Raw genomic sequence first — 20,301 nt, 5'->3', positions numbered from 1 at the left:
CTCCCATGCGTTCCCCCCTCGGCCCGCGCCAACTGCACCCCGGCGCGTGGTGGCTCTGGGCGCTCGGCCTGGGCGTCGCGGCCTCCCGCACCACCAACCCGCTGCTGCTGCTCCTGATCACCGCCGTCGCCGGGTACGTCGTCGCGGCCCGGCGCGGTGACGCGCCCTGGGCCCGCAGTTACGGGGCCTTCCTCAAGCTCGGGCTGATGGTGCTGGGCATCCGGCTGGTCTTCGCCGTGCTGCTCGGCTCGCCGATCCCCGGCACCCACGCACTCGTCACCCTCCCCCAACTGCCGCTCCCCGGCTGGGCCCAGGGCGTGCGGATCGGCGGCGCCATCACCCTGGAGGGTCTGCTCTTCGCGCTGTACGACGGCCTCAAGCTGGCCACCCTGCTCGTCTGCGTCGGCGCCGCCAACGCCCTCGCCAGCCCGTCCCGACTGCTCCGCACCCTGCCCGGTGCGCTGTACGAGGTGGGCGTCGCGGCGGTGGTCGCGATGACCTTCGCGCCGAATCTGGTCGCCGACGTCAAGCGCCTGCGCACCGCCCGCAGGCTGCGCGGCCGCACCGACCGGGGCATCAAGTCCATGCTCAGCGTGGGTCTTCCGGTCCTCGAAGGGGCGTTGGAGCGATCCGTCGCGCTGGCCGCCGCGATGGACTCCCGGGGCTTCGGCCGCACCGCCGACGTCCCGCGCGCCGTGGCCCGGACGACGGCCGCGCTCACCCTCGCCGGGCTTCTCGGCATCTGCACCGCGACGTACGGACTGCTCAGCGCCTCCGCCGCCTGGGCCCTCCCGCTGCTGCTGCTCGGCCTCGCCTCGGCGGGCGGCGGGCTGGCCCTGGGCAGTCGACGGACCGTCAGATCGCGCTACCGGCCCGACCGTTGGGGAGTCCGCGAGTGGCTGGTGGCCGGGTCGGGGGCGGCCGTCGCCGGGCTCATGGTGTGGTTCGCCGGCCAGGACCCGGCCGCACTCGCCCCCTCCGTGGTGCCGCTGGTCGCACCCGGCCTCCCGCTGCTCCCCGCACTCGCCGTCCTGATCGGCCTGCTGCCCGCCTTTGCCGCACCCCACCCGCCCCGGAGGGCCTCGTGATCACCTTCGAGCAGGTCTCGGTCCAGTACAACGGCGCTGCCGAGCCGACCCTGCGCGGTCTCGACCTGACCGTCCCCGAAGGCGAACTCTGCCTGCTCGTCGGCCCGTCCGGCTCCGGCAAGTCGACCCTGCTGGGCACCGTCAGCGGGCTCGTCCCGCACTTCACCGGCGGGACGCTGCACGGCAGGGTGACGGTCGGCGGCCGGGACACCCGCAACCACCGCCCCCGCGAACTCGCCGACCTGGTCGGCACCGTGGGGCAGGACCCGCTCGCGCACTTCGTCACCGACACCGTCGAGGACGAACTCGCCTACGGCATGGAGTCGTTGGGCCTGGCCCCCGAGGTGATGCGGCGCCGGGTCGAGGAGACCCTCGACCTGCTCGGCCTCGCCGACCTGCGCGACCGGGCGCTCAGTTCGCTCTCCGGCGGCCAGCAACAGCGCGTCGCGATCGGCTCGGTGCTCACCACCCACCCCCGGGTGCTGGTGCTGGACGAACCGACCTCCGCCCTCGACCCCGGCGCCGCCGAGGAGGTGCTCGCCGTCCTGCAACGCCTGGTGCACGATCTCGGCACCACCGTCCTGCTCGCCGAGCACCGCCTCGAACGCGTCGTCCAGTACGCCGACCAGGTACTCCTGCTCCCCGGCCCTGGCGGAGCGGCCGTCCTCGGCGAACCCGCCGAGGTGATGGCCCACTCCCCCGTCCACCCGCCCGTGGTCGCCCTCGGCCGGGCCGCCGGGTGGTCGCCGCTGCCGCTCTCCGTCCGCGACGCCCGCCGCCGGGCGGCCCCACTGCGGGCCCGCCTGGAGGGCCGTACGCCGCCCGCGCCGCCCGCCCTCACCGACGGATCGGCCCCCACCGGCGAACCGGCCGCCGCCGTCTCCCGGTTGGCCGTCAAGCGCGGGCCCGCGCTCGCCCTGCGCGGCGTCGACCTCACCCTCCTCCCCGGCCAGATCACCGCACTGATGGGGCGCAACGGCGCCGGCAAGTCCACTCTGCTCGGTGCCCTGGTCGGCCTGCACCCGCCCGCCTCCGGCAGCTGCCGGGCGGGCGGGCTCACCCCGCACAAGGCCCGCCCCCGCGATCTGCTCCGCAAGGTCGGCCTCGTCCCGCAGGACCCGCGCGACCTCCTCCACGCCGAGACCGTCGCCGCCGAGTGCGCGGCCGCCGACCACGACTCCGGTGCAGCGCCCGGGAGTTGCGCCGCTCTGGTGACCCGACTGCTACCCGGGATCGGCACCGACCTGCACCCGCGCGACCTCTCCGAGGGCCAGCGGCTCACCCTCGCGCTCGCCGTCGTGCTGACGGCCCGTCCGGGCGTGATCCTGCTGGACGAACCCACCCGAGGGCTCGACTACGCCGCGAAGGGCCGCCTGGTCGAGATCCTCCGCCGCCTCGCGGCCGACGGACACGCGATCCTGCTCGCCACCCACGACGTCGAACTCGCCGCCGAACTCGCCCACCGCACCGTCATCATGGCCGAGGGCGAGATCGTCGCCGACGGGCCGACCCCCGAAGTCGTCGTCTCCTCACCGGCCTTCGCCCCGCAGGTCGCCAAGGTGCTGACCCCGCTGCCCTGGTTGACCGTCCGGCAGGTCACCGACGCCCTGGAGCTGAGCTGATGCCCGTCCCGCTCGGCCACCGGTCGGTCACCGCCCTCGTCCTCATCTCGCTCATCGGCATCGCCGCCTTCGGCTGGCCGCTACTCGCCTCCGGCTCCTCCGCGCTGGTCGGCCACTCCGCCGACGCGCCTTGGCTGTTCGCCCTGCTGCTGCCCCTGCTGCTGGCCGTGGTGATAGCCCAGATCTCCGAGGGCGGCGTCGACGCCAAGGCGGTCGCCCTGCTGGGCGTGCTCGCGGCGGCGGGCGCGGCGCTGCGGCCGCTCGGGGCCGGGACGGCCGGGCTGGAGCCGATGTTCTTCCTCATGGTGCTCGCCGGGCGGGTGCTCGGCCCGGGGTTCGGCTTCGTGCTCGGCGCGGTGTCGATGTTCGCCTCCGCGCTGCTCACCGGCGGCGTCGGGCCCTGGCTGCCGTTCCAGATGCTCAGCATGGGCTGGGTCTGCCTCGGCGCCGGCCTGCTCCCCGGCTCGGCCACCCTGCGCGGCCGCCGCGAACTCGCCCTGCTCGCCTGCTACGGCGCAGCCGCCGCCCTCGTCTACGGCACCGTCATGAACCTCCAGGGCTGGCCCTACATCGGCGGTCTGAGCAGCTCGATCTCCTTCGTCCCCGGCGACCCGCTGAGCGCCAACCTGCCCCGCTTCGCGGCCTACTGCCTCACCACGTCCCTGGGCTGGGACCTCCCCCGCGCCGCCCTGACGGCCGTGCTCTCCCTCACGATCGGCGCCCCCGTCCTGCGCACCCTCCGGCGGGCCCTGCGGCGAGCCGCCTTCGCGGCGCCGGTCACCTTCACCTGACCCAGGGGGCGTCCCCTGGGTCAGGTCGACGCACCGGTGCGTCAGGCCTTGGGGCCGGTCGACTGGACGACCTCGAAGGACCAGAGGGTCGAACCGGTCGCGGCCGGACGCTGGGGCACCTCGCCCTCGGCGGCGGGCGGGCGGTGGGCCGCCTGCATCGGGCCCTCCATCCAGGCCTTGAAGTGCTCCTCGCTCGCCCAGCGGGTGTAGACGAGGTACTGCTCCGTCCCCTCCACCGGCCGCAGCAGCTCGAACCACTCGAAGCCGTCCGAGTTCTCCACCGCCCCGGCCCGCGCGGAGAACCGCTGCTCCAGGCTCTCCCGCATCTCCGACGGCACGGTCAGCACGTTGATCTTCACCACACTGCCCACGACACACCTCTCCCCTGCTCGTTCCGACCCGGCGGCCCCACTCCGGCGCCGCCGACCCCACCCTACGAACTCCGCCCCGACCGCACCTCATCCATCCCCTGCCGCGTCGGGACGACGTACCGCAGGCGGTCGCCCGAAGTGTCGACGAACCGGCCGCCGTTGGCCTCGATGACCCGGCGGGAGGCGGTGTTGGTCGCGGCGCAGGTGAGGAGGGCCTCCTCGACACCGAGGGCTGCGGCGACAGGCCGGGCGGCGGCGAGCATCGCGGTGGCGTGGCCCCGACGGCGGGCCCCGGGGCGGACGTCGTAGCCGATGTGGCCGCCGAGCCGCTCCAGCTTCGGCGTCAGGTAGTGGCGGATCGCCAGGCGGCCGAGCACATGGGCGTCCTCGACCCACCAGAGGGTGGTCTGCGCGACGAACCCGTCCGCCCGGACCCCACTCAGCTCACGCTCACCGAGCACCCGAGCGACGTAACCGGGAAAGGCCGACGCTTCGGTCAGCGCCTCGGGGTCGATGTCGGTCACGAACCACGGCACCGGGTACTCACGGTCCGCCCGGAACTCGGCCACCGCCTCCAGGAAGGAGACGCGGAGCTCGGCAGCAGGGTCCAGGAGTTCGGCCATCCCCCCATCATGCCGGGAGGGGGTGCGGCGCAGCGCGGACAAATCCGGTGACGGTCGCCGGGGCTCCGACTACCGTGTCGGGGTGACAGCTATCAAGATCATTGATGAGACGAGCACCTGGCAGTCCGGCTTCGAGCAGCGGGTACGCGACTGGTACGCGAGCGTCGGCCTCGGCGAAGGGGCACTGACCTGGTACGTCGAGCGGGCCCGCAGGGAGCTCGCGGACTGGACGGTCGCCGAGATCGCCGACGACGACGGGGCCCCGGTCGGGTACGTCGCGGCGGGCGTCCGGGAGGCATACGGCGCGCCGATGGGCTCGCTCGGCGATCTGTGGACGGTGCCGGGGGCGGAGCAGCACCGGGCGGCGGCCCGGGAGTGGGCCGAGCGGTGGTGTGCGGAGCACGGGGCGCGCCAGCTGTCCGTACGGATGACCACGCCGGACGACACCTTCGCGGACTACAACGTCGGCGCGCAGACCAGGCTGAAGGTGATCGGGGCGCCCCTGAGCTCCGAGCGGCTGACGGCCCGGCCGATGACGGCCGAGGAGTACCCGGCCTGGGTGGCCTCGGAGAAGGCGGGCTACGCCGCCGACATGGTGCGCTCCGGCAGTTGGACGCCCGAGGAAGCGCAGACCAAGTCCGACTCGGACTTCGCCAAGCTGCTCCCGCAGGGCCTGGAGACGCCCGGCCACACCGTGACGACGACCCTGGCAGGCGGTGAGCCGGTCGGGACGGGCTGGCTGCACCACGGCCACCAGCCCGGCGTGACCTTCGGCTTCTCGCTGCACATAGCGCCCGAGCACCGGGGCAAGGGCTACGGCCGGGACTCGATGGCGCTCGGCGAGCAGGCGACACTCGCGGGCGGCGACACGGCGCTGATGTTCAACGTCTTCGGCGGCAACGAGGTCGCGATGAACCTCTACACCACCGCCGGCTACGCCGTGATCGAGGAAGGCCGCTCGATCGACCTCTGACGCCCCGGCAACAGCCACGCCGCCCCGGCCGCCAGCAGCAACAGGGCCGCCGGGGCGGCGATGCCGAGCAGCTGCCGGACACCCGCCGGGTCGCTGAACACGTCGACCGGCAGCCCGAGCCCGCTCAGCACGTAGAGCGAGTCGTACGTCGCCGCGACGTACGCCACTCCCCCGTACAGCACGGCGAAGGCCGCGAGCGCGGCGCTGCGCTCCCCCGCCGCGAGGGCGAGCAGGGCCAGGGCGGAGACCACCAGCGGCGTGGCACCGTTGAAGAGGAGCAGCTCGGCCGTCTCCACGACCGCACTCGGGCTCCGGAAGCCGTGCCACTCCGCCGCCGTCAGGACGACCGTCAGCAGGCTCACCACCCCGGCGGTGACCAGCGCGGGCAACGCACGGCCGAGCCGCCCTGCCCTGCGGTACCACCAGGTGGCGGCAGCGGTGGTGAGCAGCAGGGCCACCGCCCAGTAGAGCTGGAGCACTCCGGGCCGGGCCAGCTCGTACGAGCCCAGTACCCCTACGGGCGAGCTGATGCCCACCCCACAGCCGGTGCCCGGCACGCACTGCTCCCCGGGCCGGAGGTAGAGCGGCAGCGACAGCGCGAGCGCAGCCCCGTATGCCATCAGCACGAACCAGTACCGGCGAGCAGCCATCGGTGCATCCCCCCTAGGACGAGGGGCGAAGTCTAGAACGAACGGCCCTCGCTGTGCGGGACGGCCGGGGCGGCCGTGCGGTCGGGCTTGTCGCGTTGGTCGCCGCAGAGGGTGGAGCTGAGGCGGTTGAGCAGCTCGGCGAGGTCGGCGTACTGCTTCTCGTCGTAGTCGCCGAGCAGCTTGCCGAGTTGGCTGCGGCGGGCGGCGACCAGCTTGATGGCGGCTTCCTCGCCGGGCTCGGTGAGCCGCAGCGGGAGGCCGTTGCGGACGGCGAGGCCCCGGCTCTCGACCTCGCGGGCGGCGTCCTCGATGACGTTGATCGGGACGATCCGGCGTTCGGCGAGTTCGGCGGGCTCGGCGGAGCCCTGGTGGTGCATCTGGAGCAGCAGCCAGCTGGAGGCGGGGTGCAGGTCGAGCCCGGCCTCGGCGGTGATGCGGCGGAAGAGGTCGCGGCGGGCGTCGCGGGTGCTGAGCACCGAGAGGGCGCGGGCGATCTCGTCCAGCGAGGAGCGTTCGACGGGGTTGAGGCCGATCGACTCGCTGAGGTCGGGGGCGGTGACGGTGGAACGGAGCTTCTGCTCGCGGATGAAGAGCGAGAGGACGAAGGCGACGACCGCGACGGGGACGGCGTAGAGGAAGACCCGGGTGATCGACTCGGCGTACGCGTGGTAGATCCCGCTCTGGAGCGCGGGCGGGAGGCCGGCGATGACGTGCGGGTCCGAGGTGACGGCGGCGGGGTTGAAGCCGGGCGGCAGCGGCACGCCCGCGACGGCGTCCGCGAGCCGGTCGTTCAGGCCGCTGGCGAAGATGCTGCCGAAGATCGAGACGCCGAAGGAGGCGCCGATGGAGCGGAAGAACGTCGCCCCGGCGGTGGCGACGCCGAGGTCCTCGTACCCGACGGAGTTCTGGACGATGAGCACCAGCACCTGCATGACCAGGCCGAGGCCCAGACCGAAGACCAGGAAGTAGAAGCTCATCTCGGTGGTGCTGCTGTGCTCGGTGAGCCGGGAGAGCAGGAACAGGCCGACGGTGGTGACGGCCGTGCCGAGGATCGGGAAGATCCGGTAGTGGCCGGTGCGGGCGACGATCTGGCCGGAGCCGATCGAGGTGAGCAGCATGCCGAGCACCATCGGCAGCATGTGGATGCCGGACATCGTCGGCGAGACCTGCATGACGACCTGGAGGAAGGTCGGCAGGAAGGTCAGCGCGCCGAACATCGCGAAGCCGACCACGAAGGAGACCACGGCGACGAGGCTGAAGGTGCGGGAGCGGAACAGCCGCAGCGGCAGCACCGGCTCGGCGGCCGCGCGCTCGACCGAGACGAACGCGACCAGCAGGACGACGCCGAGCACGCCGAGGCCGATGATCTGCCAGGAGCCCCACGGCCAGCTGGTGCCGCCGAGCGAGGTCATCAGCACCAGGCAGGTGGCGACGGAGGCGATCAGGAAGGTGCCCAGGTAGTCGATCCGGTGCTGCCGCTTGGTCTCGCCGGCGTGCAGCACGGCGGCGATGACGACGAGGGCGACGGCGCCGATCGGCAGGTTGATGTAGAAGACCCACCGCCAGCTCAGGTTGTCGACGAAGACACCGCCGAGCAGCGGCCCGAGCACGCTGGTGACACCGAAGACGGCGCCGAACAGGCCCTGGTACTTGCCCCGGTCACGCGGGGAGACGAGGTCGCCGACGATGGCCTGGGAGAGCACCATCAGGCCGCCGCCGCCCAGGCCCTGGAGGGCACGGAAGGCGATCAGTTCGCCCATGTTCTGGGCGATGCCGCAGAGCGCCGACCCGACCAGGAAGATCACGATGGAGGTCTGGAAGAAGCGCTTCCGGCCGTACATGTCGCCGAGCTTGCCCCAGAGCGGGGTGGCCGCCGTGGAGGCGAGCATGTAGGCGGTGACCACCCACGAGAGGTGTTCCAGGCCGCCGAGGTCGCTGACGATGGTCGGCAGCGCGGTGGAGACGATGGTCTGGTCGAGGGCGGCCAGCAGCATCGCCAGCAGCAAGGCGCTGATCGGCACCCAGAGGTTGTGCGGCGTCACCTCCGGGGGGCCTGCGGCCGGGGTGGTGACACGCTGGGCCGCCGGGTCCGCCATGGCCAGCTCCTCGGTGGTGAGGCCCGGCGCGCCGGGCATCTCGACTGATGATCATTCAGTCTGACCATCATGGCCCGGAATACACCGTTCCACGGCATTTGACTGGGCCATCCGCACCCGAGGCCCCACAAACCGTTCACCGATTCGATATCAGCAACAACCGGGACAATCCCTGCCGAGAGCGGATCACCCTCCCTGTCACCGCCTCCGAACCTGCTGCATAATCAGGCGCGTCCGCCACCCGAACCGAGGAGGACCGGCCATGCCGGGACAGCACCCGGGGCACCCGGCCCACCCGGACCACCCGCAGCACCCGCAACGCCCGGAGCACCCCGACTTCGAGGACACCGCCGTCCTCCCGCACATCGAGGGCCCCCCGCTGGTCCGCCCGTACGTGTCGGCGACCACCCCCTCGGTGGCCGACCAGGACCCGGTGCTGCCGGCGCCGGCCTACGAGCCCGTCCCGTACCGGACGACCACCCCCGGGCCCGCCTACGAGTACCAGGGCGGCCGGGCCGAGCGGCGGGTGCAGGAGCGCGGCAGATCCGGCCGCAGACGGGCCGTCATCCTCGCCGCGGGCGCCGGGATAGCCGCCGTGGGCGCGGGCCTCGCGCTCGTGCTCACGCCCTCCGGCGGCGGCACGGCGGCCGCCCTGCCGAGAACGACCGACAGTACGCAGCCGGATCTCCTGCTGCCCGCACCGAGCGTGGCACCGGCCGCCGCGACGAAGTCCGCGAGCCCCTCGGCCTCCCGGACGAGCGCCAGCCGCAAGCCCAGCCCCTCTGCCAGCCGCACCCCGTCGGCCTCGGCCAGTCCGACCCCTCCCCCCACGCCGTCCCCGAGCGCCGTCACCTCCTCCGCACCGCCGCCGCCCGTGACGCAGCCCCCCTCCTCGGCCCCGCCGACCAGCACCGGCCCCCGGACGCTGACCATGGGCATGTCCGGCGCCGACGTCTCGGACGTGCAGCAGCAGCTGGCCGACGCGCTGTTCTGGAAGTACGACAGCTCGCTCGTCACCGGCACCTTCGACGCCGAGACCCAACGCGCCGTCAAGTACTTCCAGCGGATGGCCGCCGTCTCCGGCGACCCCTCGGGCGTCTACGGCCCGAACACCCGCGAAGCCATGGCCAACTACGCCGGCTGAGGAGGCGGGCCCCCGACCGGGCGTCAGCCGGTGACGGCCTTGAAGATGCTGAAGGCCGCCATCAGCAGCATGATGCCCGCCGCGACCTTGACGATCACCTTCATCGGGACGTACTGCAGCAGCTTCTGCCCGCCCACGATGGCGATGCCGCCCACCGCGCAGAGGGCCAGCCAGGCGCCGATGCCGACCGAGAGCGGGTCGGCGTACTTGGCGGCCAGGTTGGCGGTCATGATCTGCGTCAGGTCGCCGAACTCGGCGACGGCGACGACGGCGAAGCTGGCCCCGGCAACCCGCCAGAAGCTCGCGGAGGAGGGCTCCTTGGCCTCGTGGCCGTCCTCGCCGTCGTCCTTGTGCCAGAGCAGCATCAGGGCGCCGAGCAGGAAGAGCGCGCCGGTCACCCCCTCGACCCAGCGCTGCGGCAGCATCGCGAGCAGGCTGCCGGCCGCCAGCGCCAGGCCGACCTGGAGGGCGAAGGCGGCGGCGATGCCGGCGAAGACGTAGCTCGCGCGGTAGCGGGTGCCGAGCACGAGGCTGGCCAGGGCGGTCTTGTCCGGCAGTTCGGCCAGGAAGATGATGCCGAAGGTGAGTGCGGCAATGGTCAGGCTCATCGGTGGCGGGATTCCCTAGGTAGGGCTGCCGGGCCGGTGCTCCGTCAGGGGACGCCTCGGCCCGCCAGCACTGGTCATGGTCACAGCACTGCGGCCGAAGGTCTCGCCGACACCCCCGTACGGGCAGGTGTCCCGGGCGCCGGGCCCACGAATGGGCCAGTATGTCGACGGTCCGGTGGAGGGCTACTCCCCTTCAACAACGACCACCCTACCCGGTGACCCGCCCGCGACCGACCAGCTCCAGCACCACCACGACCGCCACCGCCTCGACCGCGAGCAGCGCGATCAGTACGAAGAGCTGCACCGCCCCGGCCTGCACGGGTGTCGCCCCGCCGAGCAGCATGCCGACGAAGGCGCCGGGCAGCGTGACCAGGCCCACCGTCCGGGTCTGGTCCAGGGCGGGGACGAGCGAGGTCGCGGCGGCGGTGCGGCAGATCTCCAACCGGGCGTCGCGGTCCTCGAAGCCGAGCGCGAGCGCCGCCTCGACCTCGCCGCGCCGCTGGCGCAGCTCGTCCAACGCCCGGCGGCCCGCCAGCGAGGTGGCGGTGAGGCCGCCGCCGATCAGGATGCCCGCGACGGGGATCAGCGAGATGCCCTGCCGGGGCAGCAGCCCGCTGCCGAGCAGCAGGGCGAGCACCGGCAGCACGCCGAGGCCGATCGGCGCCGCCGCCCAGACCCACTCCGGCCCGGCCGTCATCCGCCGCCCGGCCGTCCGGACGGCCACCGTGAACATCAGCACGACGAACAGCGCGGAGGTCCAGAGCGAACCGACCACCCAGGCGATCACCGCCGCGACCGCCGCGAGCTGCACCACCGCCCGCGCCCCTGCCCGCAGCACGGCCCAGCCGTGCCCGAGCAGCCCCCACCCGGCGGCCGCGACGGCGCCGAGCAGCAGCACCCCGGTGATCACGCCGAGCAGCGGGGTGACGGGCAGCAGCTGGTTGGAGGCGGCCACGGGCCGTCAGATCCAGCTGGTGAACCACATCCGGGCCTGCCAGTCCGACATCGGGATCACCCCCGCCGTGTAGAGCGGGTAGAAGAAGAGGAAGCAGCCCATGATCGCCAGCACGATCGCCCCGGCGGCCGCCGCGCCGATCTGCCGCCGCCGGGGCGAGCAGCCGGGCGGGCCGAGGATCGCGCCGAGCATCTGGGCCACGGCCAGGCAGAGGAAGGGCACCAGCACCACCATGTAGAACGAGAAGATGGTGCGGTGCTGGTACTGGAACCAGGGCAGGTAGACGGCCGCGACCCCGGCCAGCACGGCGCCCGAGCGCCAGTCCCGCCGCATCGCCCAGCGCCAGAGCAGGTAGACCAGCGCCGCGCAGGCCGTCCACCAGAGCAGCGGGGTGCCGAGCGCGAGGATCTGGCTGGCGCAGCCGCCGGAGGCGGTGCAGCCCTGGCGGCCGAGCGGCACCTGCTCCCAGTACATGCTGACCGGGCGGCCCTGGACGAGCCAGCTCCACGGGTTCGACTGGTACGTGTGCGGGGTGCTCAGACCGGTGTTGAAGTCGTACATCTGCGCCTGGTAGTGCCACCAGCTGCGCAGGCTCTCGGGCACCCAGCTCATCGACACCTGCGGCAGGGGGACGTCCAGCACCGGCGTACGCGGCGGGGAGAGCCCGGCCCGGCCGTCGGCCCACTGGCGGTCGTAGCCGCCCTTGGTCGCGAACCAGCCCGACCAGGACCCGACGTACACCACCGCCGCGACGCAGACCGTCGAGGCGAAGGCGGGCAGCGCGTCACGCCGGAGCATGCTGCGCAGCGGGCGGCGGGCGCCCGCCCAGCGGCGGCCGGCCTGGTCCCACAGGACGGTCAGCAGGCCGAGGACGGCGAGGATCTGCGCGCCGTTCCACTTCACCGAGCAGGCCGCGCCGAGCAGCAGCCCGGCGGCGAGCCGCCAGGGGCGGAGGCCGAGCCGGACCTCGTCCCCGGCGGTGCCGCCCTCGGCGCGGGCGGCGCGGAGCGTCTCGCGGGTGTGGTCGCGGTCGACCAGGAGGCAGCCGAAGGCACCGAGGACGAAGAACATCAGCACGCCGTCGAGCAGCCCGACCCGGCTCATCACGAGCTGGAGGCCGTCCACCGCCATCAGCAGCGCCGCCGTGCAGCCGAGCAGGGTCGAGGAGAACAGCCGGCGCCCGATCCGGGCCAGCATCAGCACGGTGACGGTGCCGAGCAGCGCGACCGTCACCCGCCAGCCGAAGGGGTGCAGGCCGAAGGCCCCCTCCCCCAGCGCGATCATCCACTTGCCGAGCGGCGGGTGGGCGATGAACTCGGGCGCGGAGGTCAGCGGCACGACCTGCGGGACGGCCAGGATCTCGGAGTTGGCGTTGTCCGGCCAGACGCCCTCGTACCCCTGCTGGAGCAGCGACCAGGCGTCCTTCGGGTAGTACGTCTCGTCGAAGACGAAGGCGTTCGGGTGGCCCAGATCCCAGAACCGCAGCAGCCCGGCGAAGAGCGCCACGGCGAGCGGCCCCAGCCAGCCCGACCGGCGGACGGCCCAGCGGACGGCCGGGACCTGGAGCGCCCAGGCCTGGAGCGCCCTGGCCGTCCGGAGCGGCGGCCAGGCGGAGGCGGTCCCGGGGGCCGGGGTTTCGGTGACTACCGCGTGCGCCATGACCTCGCCGATTCATCTCTGGTGCAACGTGCTGACGGGCAGGCAGCCCCCACTGACACTATGTCGTGCCTGCTGGGATCACCTAGCCCGCCACCCGGGGCGGCCACGGCGGGGGCCGACCCGGGGGTGTGGAGCAACGACGGCTACGCCGCGGTCTGCAGTTCCCGGACGGGGGCCGGTACCGGGGCCGGGGCGGCCGCGTTGTCCTGGGCCGGCGTCAGGTGGTGCCGCAGGCGCAGGGCCAGGGTGACGACCAGCAGGGTGCAGAGCGCCATGGTCGCAAGGTAGAGCGGCCAGGTGCCGGAACCGACCAGCAGGACGCCGACGGCCGGGCCGACCGCGATGGCGATCTGCTTCACCAGGGAGTACCCGGAGTTGTAGGTGCCGAGCAGCCGGGCGGGGGCGAGATCGGCGACGATCGGGCCCAGGGTCGGGGCGAGCAGCGACTCGCCGACGCCGAAGAGCGCGTAGACGGCGACGATCGCGACGGTGGCGGCGAGCGCCTCGCCCCGGATCAGGCCGGCGACCAGGGCCATCGTCCAGGCGCCGAGCCAGACCACACCGGCGGCGGCCATCGCGGTGGTGCGGCGACGGCGCTCGGTGAGCCGGACGACGAACATCTGGAGCACGACGATGGTCAGGCCGTTGACGCCGATGGCCAGGCCCAGGATGGACGGCGGGGTGCCGACGGTGTCGGTGGCGAAGGCCGCGACGCCGGACTCGAACTGGCCGTAGCAGGTGAAGAAGATCAGCCCGGCGAGCAGGCAGAGCCGCAGCATCGCCTTGTCCGCGACCAGCGCCCGCAGCCCGCTCGGGCCGTTCGCGGGGCCCTGCAGCAGCACGGGTGCGGCGGCCGGGATGCGGGCGGCGCCGGTGACGGCGGCCAGGCCGAGGAAGGTGAGCGCCTCGATGGTGAAGAGCCGGGTCAGGCTGGCCGGGTCGGCGGGGTCGACGATCTGCCCGCCGACCAGGGCGCCGATGCTCATACCCAGGTTGACCAGGGTGAACTGGAGCGCGAAGGCCCGCGAGCGGGTCGCCCGGGTGGAGCAGCGGACGATCATCGTGGCCAACGCGGGCTGGCAGGTGGTGACGCCTCCGCCGAAGAGGAAGGAGGAGATCAGCAGCATCGGCGTGCTGGTCGCGTGGCCGAAGGCGAACGCCCCGGTGGCGGCGAGCGCGGCGCCGGCGAGCAGCACCGGGCGGGGCCCGTACCGGTCGATGCCGCGTCCGGTGAACGGCAGCACGGCGAGCGCCGCGAGCGCGAAGACGGTGAAGACCATCCCCGCCGCGAGCGAGCCCAGGCCACGCACCTGGTCCACGTAGACGAACATGTACGGCATCGTGAAACCGCTGCCGAACGCACTGAGCGCGTTGCCGATCTGGACGCGGCGCAGCGGGCCGCCCGCCCCATGACGCCGCTGCCTCTGCTGCTTCACCGTGCCGGTCACCGTGCACACCCTTTCACTGGATACTTTTAAGCTCGGAAGATTTCAGAGCTAAAGTCTATGTAGCGAAAGCTTAACGTGTCAAAGGCTTAAGTCCCGCAGGTCCACGTGGGACACTGGGCCCATGAGCGAACGCAAGCCCGCCGCGCCGAGCTGCACACCCGGCGACGAGCTGGCCATCGGCGCGCAGGTCGCCGCCTATCAGCGGGAATTCCCCGACGTCGACCCCCAGGTGGAGACGATCGTCTCGACCCTCTCCCGGGTAGCTCGGCGGATGGGCGTGGCCTACAGCAGGCAGCTGACCGTGCTCGGGATCACCTCCGCCGAGTGGGAGGTGCTCAAGGCCCTGGTCGTCGCGGGCAACCCGTACCGCCTCGGCCCCGGCGACCTCGCCAAGCGGCTCGGGCTGACGCCCGCAGCGATGACCCACCGGATCGACCGGATGGTCACGGAGGGCCTGGTCACCCGGGAGCGGGACGAGAACAACCGGGTCCGCGTGATCATCGAGCTGACCGAGGAAGGCCGCGACAAGTGGCTGGAGTCGATGCGGATGGCGGCGGTCTTCGAGGAGGAACTCCTCCAGGACGTCACCCCGCAGGAGCGCCCGGCCCTGTCCCAACTGCTCGGCCGGATGCTGCAGCGGATCGAGCAGACCCAGCCGGACGCCCTGGGCCGCACGGACGACCTGACGTAGCCAGACCCACCGACTGCGCCGTCGGGGCGAAATCCCGCCGCCACCGGCGTGGCGTGAGTCACATTCTCGAGAACCGGGCTGACGGACCGTCAGATTGACTGACGCTCCGTCATATCTCTTGCCGACCATGCCTTCCATCTACTGACTGTTCGTCAGATCAGCTCGGGTTCCGACCAGTTGGGACGGAGATCGACCAGTCGGGCGCCCTGGCACTCCACAACGGCGGGGCTACTATCGATGAGTTGTCCGCTTCGGCAGAGGTCACGGAGGGGTACGAGGGACGAGGAGCACCCATGGTCGTCACGACGCAGAGCCGCACCGCACCGGAGCCGGAGGCCTCGGCACCCGCCCTGTTCCCGGGCCGCCCGGCCACCGCACCGCGCACCCTGGTGGACCTGCTGGACGAGACCGTCCGGGCCCATCCGCAGGAGCCCGCCCTCGACGACGGCCGCACCACCCTCAGCTACCGCGCTCTGGCCGCCGAGGTCGAGACCCTGCGGCGGCGCCTCGCGGCGACCGGGATCGGCGTCGGTGACCGGGTGGGTGTGCGGGTGCCGTCCGGCACCAACGACCTGTACGTCTGCATCCTGGCCGTGCTCGCCGCCGGGGCCGCCTACGTCCCGGTGGACGCCGAGGACCCGGACGAGCGGGCCGAGCTGGTGTTCGGCGAGGCGGCCGTCAGCGCCGTCCTGGGTGCCGGGCGCAGCATCACCCCGACCGGCATCACCCCGACCGGCATCGGCACGGACGAGCACGCCCCCGGCCGGCCGGGCCCGGAGCACGACGCCTGGATCATCTTCACCTCCGGCTCCACCGGCAGGCCCAAGGGCGTCGCCGTCACGCACCTGGGCGCCGCCGCCTTCGTCGACGCCGAGGCCGCGCTCTTCCTCCAGGACGAGCCGATCGGCCCCGGCGACCGGGTGATGGCCGGGCTGTCGGTCGCCTTCGACGCCTCCTGCGAGGAGATGTGGCTCGCCTGGCGCTACGGCGCCTGCCTGGTCCCCGTGCCGCGCTCCCAGGTGCGCAGCGGCGCCGACCTCGGGCCCTGGCTGGCCGAGCAGGAGATCACGGTCGTCTCCACCGTCCCCACGTTGGCCGCGCTCTGGCCCGCCGAGGCGCTGAACGAAGTCCGGCTGTTGATCTTCGGCGGCGAGGCCTGCCCGCCCGAGCTGGTGCAGCGGCTGGTCACCGAGGGCCGCGAGGTCTGGAACACGTACGGCCCGACCGAGGCCACCGTCGTCGCCTGCGCCGCGCTGCTGACCGGCGACGGACCGGTCAGGATCGGCCTGCCGCTGGACGGCTGGGAGCTGGCCGTGGTAGACGAGGCCGGCCTGCCCGTCCCGATGGGCGCCAGTGGCCAGCTGGTGATCGGCGGCGTCGGGCTGGCCCGCTACCTGGACGCCGAGAAGGACGCCGAGAAGTACGCCCCGCTGGAGTCGCTCGGCTGGCGGCGCGCCTACCGCAGCGGTGACCTCGTCCAGGCCGAGCCCGAGGGCCTGCTGTTCCTCGGGCGCGCCGACGAACAGATCAAGCTCGGCGGCCGCCGGATCGAGCTCGGCGAGGTCGACGCGGCGCTGCAGGCGCTGCCCGGCGTGGCCGGTGCGGCTGCGGCCGTCCGGACGGCCAAGGGTGGCAACCAGCTGCTGGTCGGCTACCTGGTCACCCAGGACGGCTGGGACAAGGCGGCGGCCGTCGAGCGGCTGCGCGCCGAGCTGCCCGCCGCCCTCGTCCCGCTGCTCGCCCCCGTCGAGTCGCTGCCCACCCGCACCTCCGGCAAGGTCGACCGGAACGCCCTGCCCTGGCCGCTGCCCGGCTTGGAGGGCAAGGGCCCCACCGCCGAGCACCTCTACGGCACCGAAGCCTGGCTGGCCGAGCAGTGGAGCGAGATCCTCGGCGTGCCGGTCACCAGCGCCGACGAGGACTTCTTCGCCGTCGGCGGCGGCAGCCTCGCCGCCGCCCAGCTCACCACCCTGCTGCGCCGCCGCTACCCCTCGGCCGCCGTGCTCGACATCTACCAGCAGCCGGTGCTGCGCAAGCTGGCCCGCCTGCTGGAACGTTCCGCCCAGGGCGAGGGCGCCGTGCGCCCGGTCGCGCCGGTGCCGGTCCGGGCGCAGCTCGTGCAGACGCTGCTGCTGGCACCGCTCATGACACTGGTCGGCCTGCGCTGGACCACCGGGCTGCTGGCGCTCGGCAACGTGCTGGGCTGGTTCGGCGACTACCCGTGGGCGCCGACCGCCTCCTGGTGGCTGGTCGGCGCCGCCGCGCTGCTGCTGTTCAGCCCGCCCGGCCGGCTCGCCGTCGCGGCCGGGGGCGCCCGGTTGCTGCTGCGCGGGCTGAAGCCCGGCAGCTACCCGCGAGGCGGCGGGGTCCACCTGCGGCTGTGGACGGCCGAGCGGCTGGCCGAGCTCAGCGGAGCGACCTCGCTCTCCGGCGCCTGGCTGGTCCGTTACGGGCGGGCACTCGGCGCCCGGATCGGGCCCGAGGTCGACCTGCACTCGCTGCCGCCCGTCACCGGCATGCTCCGGCTCGGCCGGGGCTGCGCGATCGAGGCGGAGGTGGACCTCGCGGGCTACTGGCTGGACGGCGACCTGCTGAAGATCGGCCAGGTCCGGGTCGGTTCCGGCGCGGTGGTCGGCACCCGCAGCGTGCTCTTCCCGGGCTCCCGGGTCGGCAAGCGGGCCGAGGTCGCGCCCGGCTCCGGCGTCACCGGTCAGGTGCCCACCGGCCAGCGCTGGAGCGGCGCGCCCGCCGTCAAGCTCGGCAAGGCCGACCGCACCTGGCCCAAGCAGCGCCCGCCGCACCGGGCCGGCTGGTCCGCCGGCTACGGCGCGACCGGCCTCGCGCTGACGCTGCTGCCGGTGGTCTCCGGGCTCGCCGCGCTCGCCGTGATCAGCCTCTTCGTCCATCCGGACGACACCCTCGGCGCGGCGGTGACCGGCGCGCTGACCGGCCTGGCGCCCGCCACGCTGGCCTTCGGCCTCACCTACGCCGCGCTGCTGCTGGCCGGGGTCCGGCTGCTCAGCCTCGGCCTGCGCACCGGCCACCACCCGCTGCACGGGCGGATCGGCTGGCAGGCCTGGACGGTCAGCCAGCTGATGGACCTGGCCCGCGAGACGCTCTTTCCGCTCTACGCGGGCCTGATCACGCCCGTCTGGCTGCGGGCCCTGGGCATGAAGATCGGCAGCCGGGTGGAGGCCTCCACCGTGCTGGCGCTGCCCAGCCTGACCACCGTCGGCGACGGCGCCTTCCTGGCCGACGACACCCTGATCGCCCCCTACGAGCTCGGCGGCGGCTGGCTGCGGCTCGGCGAGGCGGAGATCGGCGAGCGGGCCTTCCTCGGCAACTCCGGGATGACCGCACTCGGGCGTTCCGTGCCGGACCGGGGGCTGGTGGGCGTGCTGTCGGCCACCCCGAAGAAGGCCAAGAAGGGCAGCTCGTATCTGGGCATGCCCCCGATGAAGCTGCCGCGCGCCGCCGCCGGGGGCGACCAGAGCCTCACCTACGACCCGCCGGCCCGGCTGCTCTGGGCGCGCGGGCTGGTCGAGGTCTGCCGGCTGGTGCCGGTGCTGGCCTCCGCCGCCGTCGGGGTGCTGACGCTGGCGGCGCTCGCCTGGCTGGCCACCACGTCGGTCGCCATGGCCGCGCTGCTCTCCGGGGTGGTGCTGCTGGGCGGCGGGCTGCTGGCCTGCCTGGTGTCGCTGGCCGCGAAGTGGCTGCTGGTCGGCCGGTTCCGCGCGGTCGAGCACCCGCTCTGGAGCAGCTTCGTCTGGCGCAACGAGCTGGCCGACACCTTCACCGAGGTGCTGGCCGTGCCGTGGCTGATCGGCTCGGTGCCCGGCACGCCGGTGATGAACCTCTGGCTGCGGGGCCTGGGCGCCCGGATCGGCCGGGGCGTCTGGTGCGAGAGCTACTGGCTGCCCGAGGCGGACCTCGTGACGCTGGGCGACGGCGTGAGCGTCAACCGGGGCTGCGTGCTGCAGACCCACCTCTTCCACGACCGGATCATGCGGATGGATACTGTGATCCTTCGCGAGGGCGCCACACTCGGCCCTGGCGGAATCGTGCTGCCCGGCAGCACCATCGGGGCCCGTAGCACGTTGGGGCCGGCCTCCCTGGTGATGCGAGCGGAGTCCGTACCGGCCGACACCCGCTGGCTCGGCAACCCGATCGAGGCCTGGCAGGCGTAGCCAGATGGACGCCAGCAGCCAGGGAGCGTACGAACCCGTGAGTCCCAAGCAGGTGCCCGCCCCCGGCGTGGACCCGTACTTCCCGACCCACGGGGACGCCCGCTACCGCGTCCACCGGTACGAACTCGCGCTGGACTACCGCCCCGGCCCCAACCGGCTGGCGGGCTCGGCCCGGCTCAGCGCGGTGGCGGGCGGCGAGCCGCTGCGCGAGTTCGCGCTCGACCTGGCGGAGTTCCGGATCGGCCGGGTGCTGGTGGACGGCAAGGCCCAGCACTACACCCACCGGGCCGGGAAGCTGCGCGTCCGGCCCGCAAAGCCGCTGCCGGCGGGGGCCGCGTTCACCGTCGAGGTGCACTACAGCGGCAACCCGAAGCCGGTGCGCAGCCAGTGGGGCGGCCTGGGCTGGGAGGAGCTGACGGACGGTGCGCTGGTGGCCAGTCAGCCCGTCGGCGCGCCCTCCTGGTACCCGTGCAACGACCGGCCGGCCGACAAGGCCACGTACCTGGTCTCGATCACCACGCCGTCCCCCTACACCGTGATCGTCGGCGGCCGGCTGCTCACCCGGACCACCCACTCCTCCAGCACCACCTGGGTCTACGAGCAGGCCGCACCCACCTCCAGCTACCTGGTGACCGTCTCGATCGGCCACTACCAGAGCGTCCTGCTGACCGAGGCGGACCCAGCCACCCGCCGGGTGCCGCAGACCGCCCACCTGCCGGCCCGGCTGCTGCCGGACTTCACCCACGACTTCGGGCGGCAGGCCCGGATGATGCCTTTCTTCGAGGAGCTGTTCGGCCCCTACCCGTTCGGGGAGTACGCGGTGGTGATCGCCGACGAGGAGCTGGACGTACCCGTCGAAGCCCAGGGCGTGGCCACCTTCGGGACCAACCACCTGGACGGCGCCCGCACTTCGGAGCGGCTGGTCGCGCACGAGCTGGCCCACCAGTGGTTCGGCAACAGCGTGTCGATCGCCGACTGGCGGCACATCTGGCTGAACGAGGGCTTCGCCAAGTACGCGGAGTGGCTCTGGTCCGAGCACGTGGGCGGCCGGACGGCGGCCGAGCACGCGGCCGTGGCGCATGCGCTGCTTGCCGGCCTGCCGCAGGACATGCGGCTCGCCGACCCGGGGAAGAAGCTGATGTTCGACGACCGGCTCTACGAACGCGGCGGGCTGACCATGCACGCGCTGCGCCTCGCGCTCGGCGACCCGGCCTTCTTCCGGATGATCAAGGACTGGGCCGCGATACACCGCCACGGCGTGGTCGCCACCGCCGAGTTCACCGCCCACGCCGGGCAGTACGCGGCGGACGGATCGCTCGACGGGTTCTTCGACGCCTGGCTGTGGGAGACGGCGCTGCCCGCACTTCCCCACTGAGCGGGGGCAGGGGTACGCCG

16 protein-coding genes are annotated in these 20,301 nt (G+C 73.3%); 8 read left to right on the top strand and 8 right to left on the bottom strand.

Annotated elements, in window-relative coordinates:
- The first annotated feature begins 5 nt into the window (after positions 1 to 5).
- Genes ACR68M_RS24875 through ACR68M_RS24865 form a run of 3 tightly spaced genes read left to right on the top strand, consistent with a single transcriptional unit; the run spans position 6 to position 3,501 of the window.
- The gene (locus ACR68M_RS24875) at positions 6 to 1,088 is read left to right on the top strand and encodes an energy-coupling factor transporter transmembrane component T (protein WP_441246329.1); all 1,083 of its coding nucleotides are present in this window, start codon (positions 6 to 8) and stop codon (positions 1,086 to 1,088) included.
- Positions 1,085 to 2,710, top strand: coding sequence for an ABC transporter ATP-binding protein (locus tag ACR68M_RS24870; protein WP_441246328.1), 1,626 nt, complete (start codon positions 1,085 to 1,087; stop codon positions 2,708 to 2,710). Before ACR68M_RS24875 ends, ACR68M_RS24870 begins: the two co-directional genes overlap by 4 nt.
- Positions 2,710 to 3,501, top strand: coding sequence for an ECF transporter S component (locus ACR68M_RS24865; RefSeq protein ID WP_441246327.1), 792 nt, complete (start codon positions 2,710 to 2,712; stop codon positions 3,499 to 3,501). The genes ACR68M_RS24870 and ACR68M_RS24865 overlap by 1 nt, the downstream gene beginning before the upstream one ends.
- A gap of 41 nt (positions 3,502 to 3,542) precedes the next feature.
- Here ACR68M_RS24865 and ACR68M_RS24860 read toward each other — a convergent pair whose 3' ends face one another.
- Together ACR68M_RS24860 and ACR68M_RS24855 are read right to left on the bottom strand one after the other, a co-directional pair.
- Positions 3,543 to 3,827, bottom strand: coding sequence for an antibiotic biosynthesis monooxygenase family protein (locus ACR68M_RS24860; RefSeq protein WP_441251708.1), 285 nt, complete (start codon positions 3,825 to 3,827; stop codon positions 3,543 to 3,545).
- A gap of 107 nt (positions 3,828 to 3,934) precedes the next feature.
- Complete coding sequence (locus ACR68M_RS24855) at positions 3,935 to 4,495, bottom strand: GNAT family N-acetyltransferase (protein WP_441246326.1); 561 nt, start codon at positions 4,493 to 4,495, stop codon at positions 3,935 to 3,937.
- Positions 4,496 to 4,577: 82 nt separating this feature from the next.
- Here ACR68M_RS24855 and ACR68M_RS24850 point away from each other — a divergent pair, with 82 nt between their 5' ends.
- Positions 4,578 to 5,468 (top strand): GNAT family N-acetyltransferase, encoded by an 891-nt coding sequence (locus ACR68M_RS24850; protein WP_441246325.1) that lies wholly within the window; start codon positions 4,578 to 4,580, stop codon positions 5,466 to 5,468.
- Here the strand turns inward: ACR68M_RS24850 and ACR68M_RS24845 are convergent.
- Both ACR68M_RS24845 and ACR68M_RS24840 read right to left on the bottom strand, forming a co-directional pair.
- On the bottom strand, positions 5,429 to 6,118 hold the full coding sequence (locus tag ACR68M_RS24845) for a hypothetical protein (RefSeq protein ID WP_441246324.1): 690 nt from the start codon (positions 6,116 to 6,118) through the stop codon (positions 5,429 to 5,431). The two genes, ACR68M_RS24850 and ACR68M_RS24845, sit on opposite strands and share 40 nt — an antisense overlap.
- Positions 6,119 to 6,150: 32 nt before the next feature.
- A complete protein-coding gene (locus ACR68M_RS24840; protein WP_441246323.1) occupies positions 6,151 to 8,253 on the bottom strand; it encodes a DHA2 family efflux MFS transporter permease subunit in 2,103 nt (700 codons plus the stop codon).
- Positions 8,254 to 8,476: 223 nt separating this feature from the next.
- Here ACR68M_RS24840 and ACR68M_RS24835 point away from each other — a divergent pair, with 223 nt between their 5' ends.
- Positions 8,477 to 9,358, top strand: a complete 882-nt coding sequence (locus ACR68M_RS24835; RefSeq protein WP_441246322.1) for a peptidoglycan-binding domain-containing protein — start codon at positions 8,477 to 8,479, stop codon at positions 9,356 to 9,358.
- A 23-nt stretch (positions 9,359 to 9,381) separates the two neighbouring features.
- Here the strand turns inward: ACR68M_RS24835 and ACR68M_RS24830 are convergent, their stop codons facing one another.
- The 4 genes from ACR68M_RS24830 to ACR68M_RS24815 all read right to left on the bottom strand — a co-directional run bounded on the left by ACR68M_RS24830 (position 9,382) and on the right by ACR68M_RS24815 (position 14,028).
- A complete protein-coding gene (locus ACR68M_RS24830) occupies positions 9,382 to 9,966 on the bottom strand; it encodes a TMEM165/GDT1 family protein (protein ID WP_441246321.1) in 585 nt (194 codons plus the stop codon).
- A 208-nt stretch (positions 9,967 to 10,174) separates the two neighbouring features.
- Positions 10,175 to 10,921, bottom strand: a complete 747-nt coding sequence (locus ACR68M_RS24825; protein ID WP_441246320.1) for an ABC transporter permease — start codon at positions 10,919 to 10,921, stop codon at positions 10,175 to 10,177.
- Positions 10,922 to 10,927: 6 nt separating this feature from the next.
- The gene (locus ACR68M_RS24820) at positions 10,928 to 12,580 is read right to left on the bottom strand and encodes a dolichyl-phosphate-mannose--protein mannosyltransferase (RefSeq protein ID WP_441246319.1); all 1,653 of its coding nucleotides are present in this window, start codon (positions 12,578 to 12,580) and stop codon (positions 10,928 to 10,930) included.
- 143 nt (positions 12,581 to 12,723) lie between these two features.
- Positions 12,724 to 14,028 carry an MFS transporter gene (locus tag ACR68M_RS24815; protein ID WP_441246318.1) on the bottom strand — a complete coding sequence of 435 codons (1,305 nt, stop codon included), beginning with the start codon at positions 14,026 to 14,028 and terminating at the stop codon, positions 12,724 to 12,726.
- Positions 14,029 to 14,149: 121 nt separating this feature from the next.
- Here ACR68M_RS24815 and ACR68M_RS24810 point away from each other — a divergent pair, with 121 nt between their 5' ends.
- The 3 genes from ACR68M_RS24810 to ACR68M_RS24800 all read left to right on the top strand — a co-directional run bounded on the left by ACR68M_RS24810 (position 14,150) and on the right by ACR68M_RS24800 (position 20,281).
- Complete coding sequence (locus ACR68M_RS24810; RefSeq protein WP_441246317.1) at positions 14,150 to 14,719, top strand: MarR family winged helix-turn-helix transcriptional regulator; 570 nt, start codon at positions 14,150 to 14,152, stop codon at positions 14,717 to 14,719.
- Positions 14,720 to 15,012: 293 nt separating this feature from the next.
- Positions 15,013 to 18,906: a Pls/PosA family non-ribosomal peptide synthetase gene (locus tag ACR68M_RS24805; RefSeq protein WP_441246316.1), complete on the top strand. Its 3,894-nt coding sequence runs from the start codon at positions 15,013 to 15,015 to the stop codon at positions 18,904 to 18,906.
- A 4-nt stretch (positions 18,907 to 18,910) separates the two neighbouring features.
- A complete protein-coding gene (locus ACR68M_RS24800; RefSeq protein ID WP_441246315.1) occupies positions 18,911 to 20,281 on the top strand; it encodes a M1 family metallopeptidase in 1,371 nt (456 codons plus the stop codon).
- The last annotated feature ends 20 nt before the right edge of the window (positions 20,282 to 20,301 follow it).

This window comes from Kitasatospora sp. McL0602 (genome assembly GCF_052076145.1).
Classification (GTDB): Bacteria; Actinomycetota; Actinomycetes; order Streptomycetales; family Streptomycetaceae; genus Kitasatospora.
Note: the sequence above shows the minus strand (reverse complement) of the source record. Positions and strands in the feature narration are given on the sequence as shown.

What these genes read in the sequence shown, in the direction of transcription:
- ACR68M_RS24875 (WP_441246329.1), top strand. Translation starts at nt 6, where the DNA reads ATGCGTTCCCCCCTCGGCCCGCGCCAACTGCACCCCGGCGCGTGGTGG.
- ACR68M_RS24865 (WP_441246327.1), top strand. Translation starts at nt 2,710, where the DNA reads ATGCCCGTCCCGCTCGGCCACCGGTCGGTCACCGCCCTCGTCCTCATC.
- ACR68M_RS24860 (WP_441251708.1), bottom strand. Translation starts at nt 3,827, where the DNA reads ATGCGGGAGAGCCTGGAGCAGCGGTTCTCCGCGCGGGCCGGGGCGGTG.
- ACR68M_RS24855 (WP_441246326.1), bottom strand. Translation starts at nt 4,495, where the DNA reads ATGGCCGAACTCCTGGACCCTGCTGCCGAGCTCCGCGTCTCCTTCCTG.
- ACR68M_RS24845 (WP_441246324.1), bottom strand. Translation starts at nt 6,118, where the DNA reads ATGGCTGCTCGCCGGTACTGGTTCGTGCTGATGGCATACGGGGCTGCG.
- ACR68M_RS24840 (WP_441246323.1), bottom strand. Translation starts at nt 8,253, where the DNA reads ATGCCCGGCGCGCCGGGCCTCACCACCGAGGAGCTGGCCATGGCGGAC.
- ACR68M_RS24835 (WP_441246322.1), top strand. Translation starts at nt 8,477, where the DNA reads ATGCCGGGACAGCACCCGGGGCACCCGGCCCACCCGGACCACCCGCAG.
- ACR68M_RS24830 (WP_441246321.1), bottom strand. Translation starts at nt 9,966, where the DNA reads ATGAGCCTGACCATTGCCGCACTCACCTTCGGCATCATCTTCCTGGCC.
- ACR68M_RS24820 (WP_441246319.1), bottom strand. Translation starts at nt 12,580, where the DNA reads ATGGCGCACGCGGTAGTCACCGAAACCCCGGCCCCCGGGACCGCCTCC.
- ACR68M_RS24810 (WP_441246317.1), top strand. Translation starts at nt 14,150, where the DNA reads ATGAGCGAACGCAAGCCCGCCGCGCCGAGCTGCACACCCGGCGACGAG.
- ACR68M_RS24805 (WP_441246316.1), top strand. Translation starts at nt 15,013, where the DNA reads ATGGTCGTCACGACGCAGAGCCGCACCGCACCGGAGCCGGAGGCCTCG.
- ACR68M_RS24800 (WP_441246315.1), top strand. Translation starts at nt 18,911, where the DNA reads ATGGACGCCAGCAGCCAGGGAGCGTACGAACCCGTGAGTCCCAAGCAG.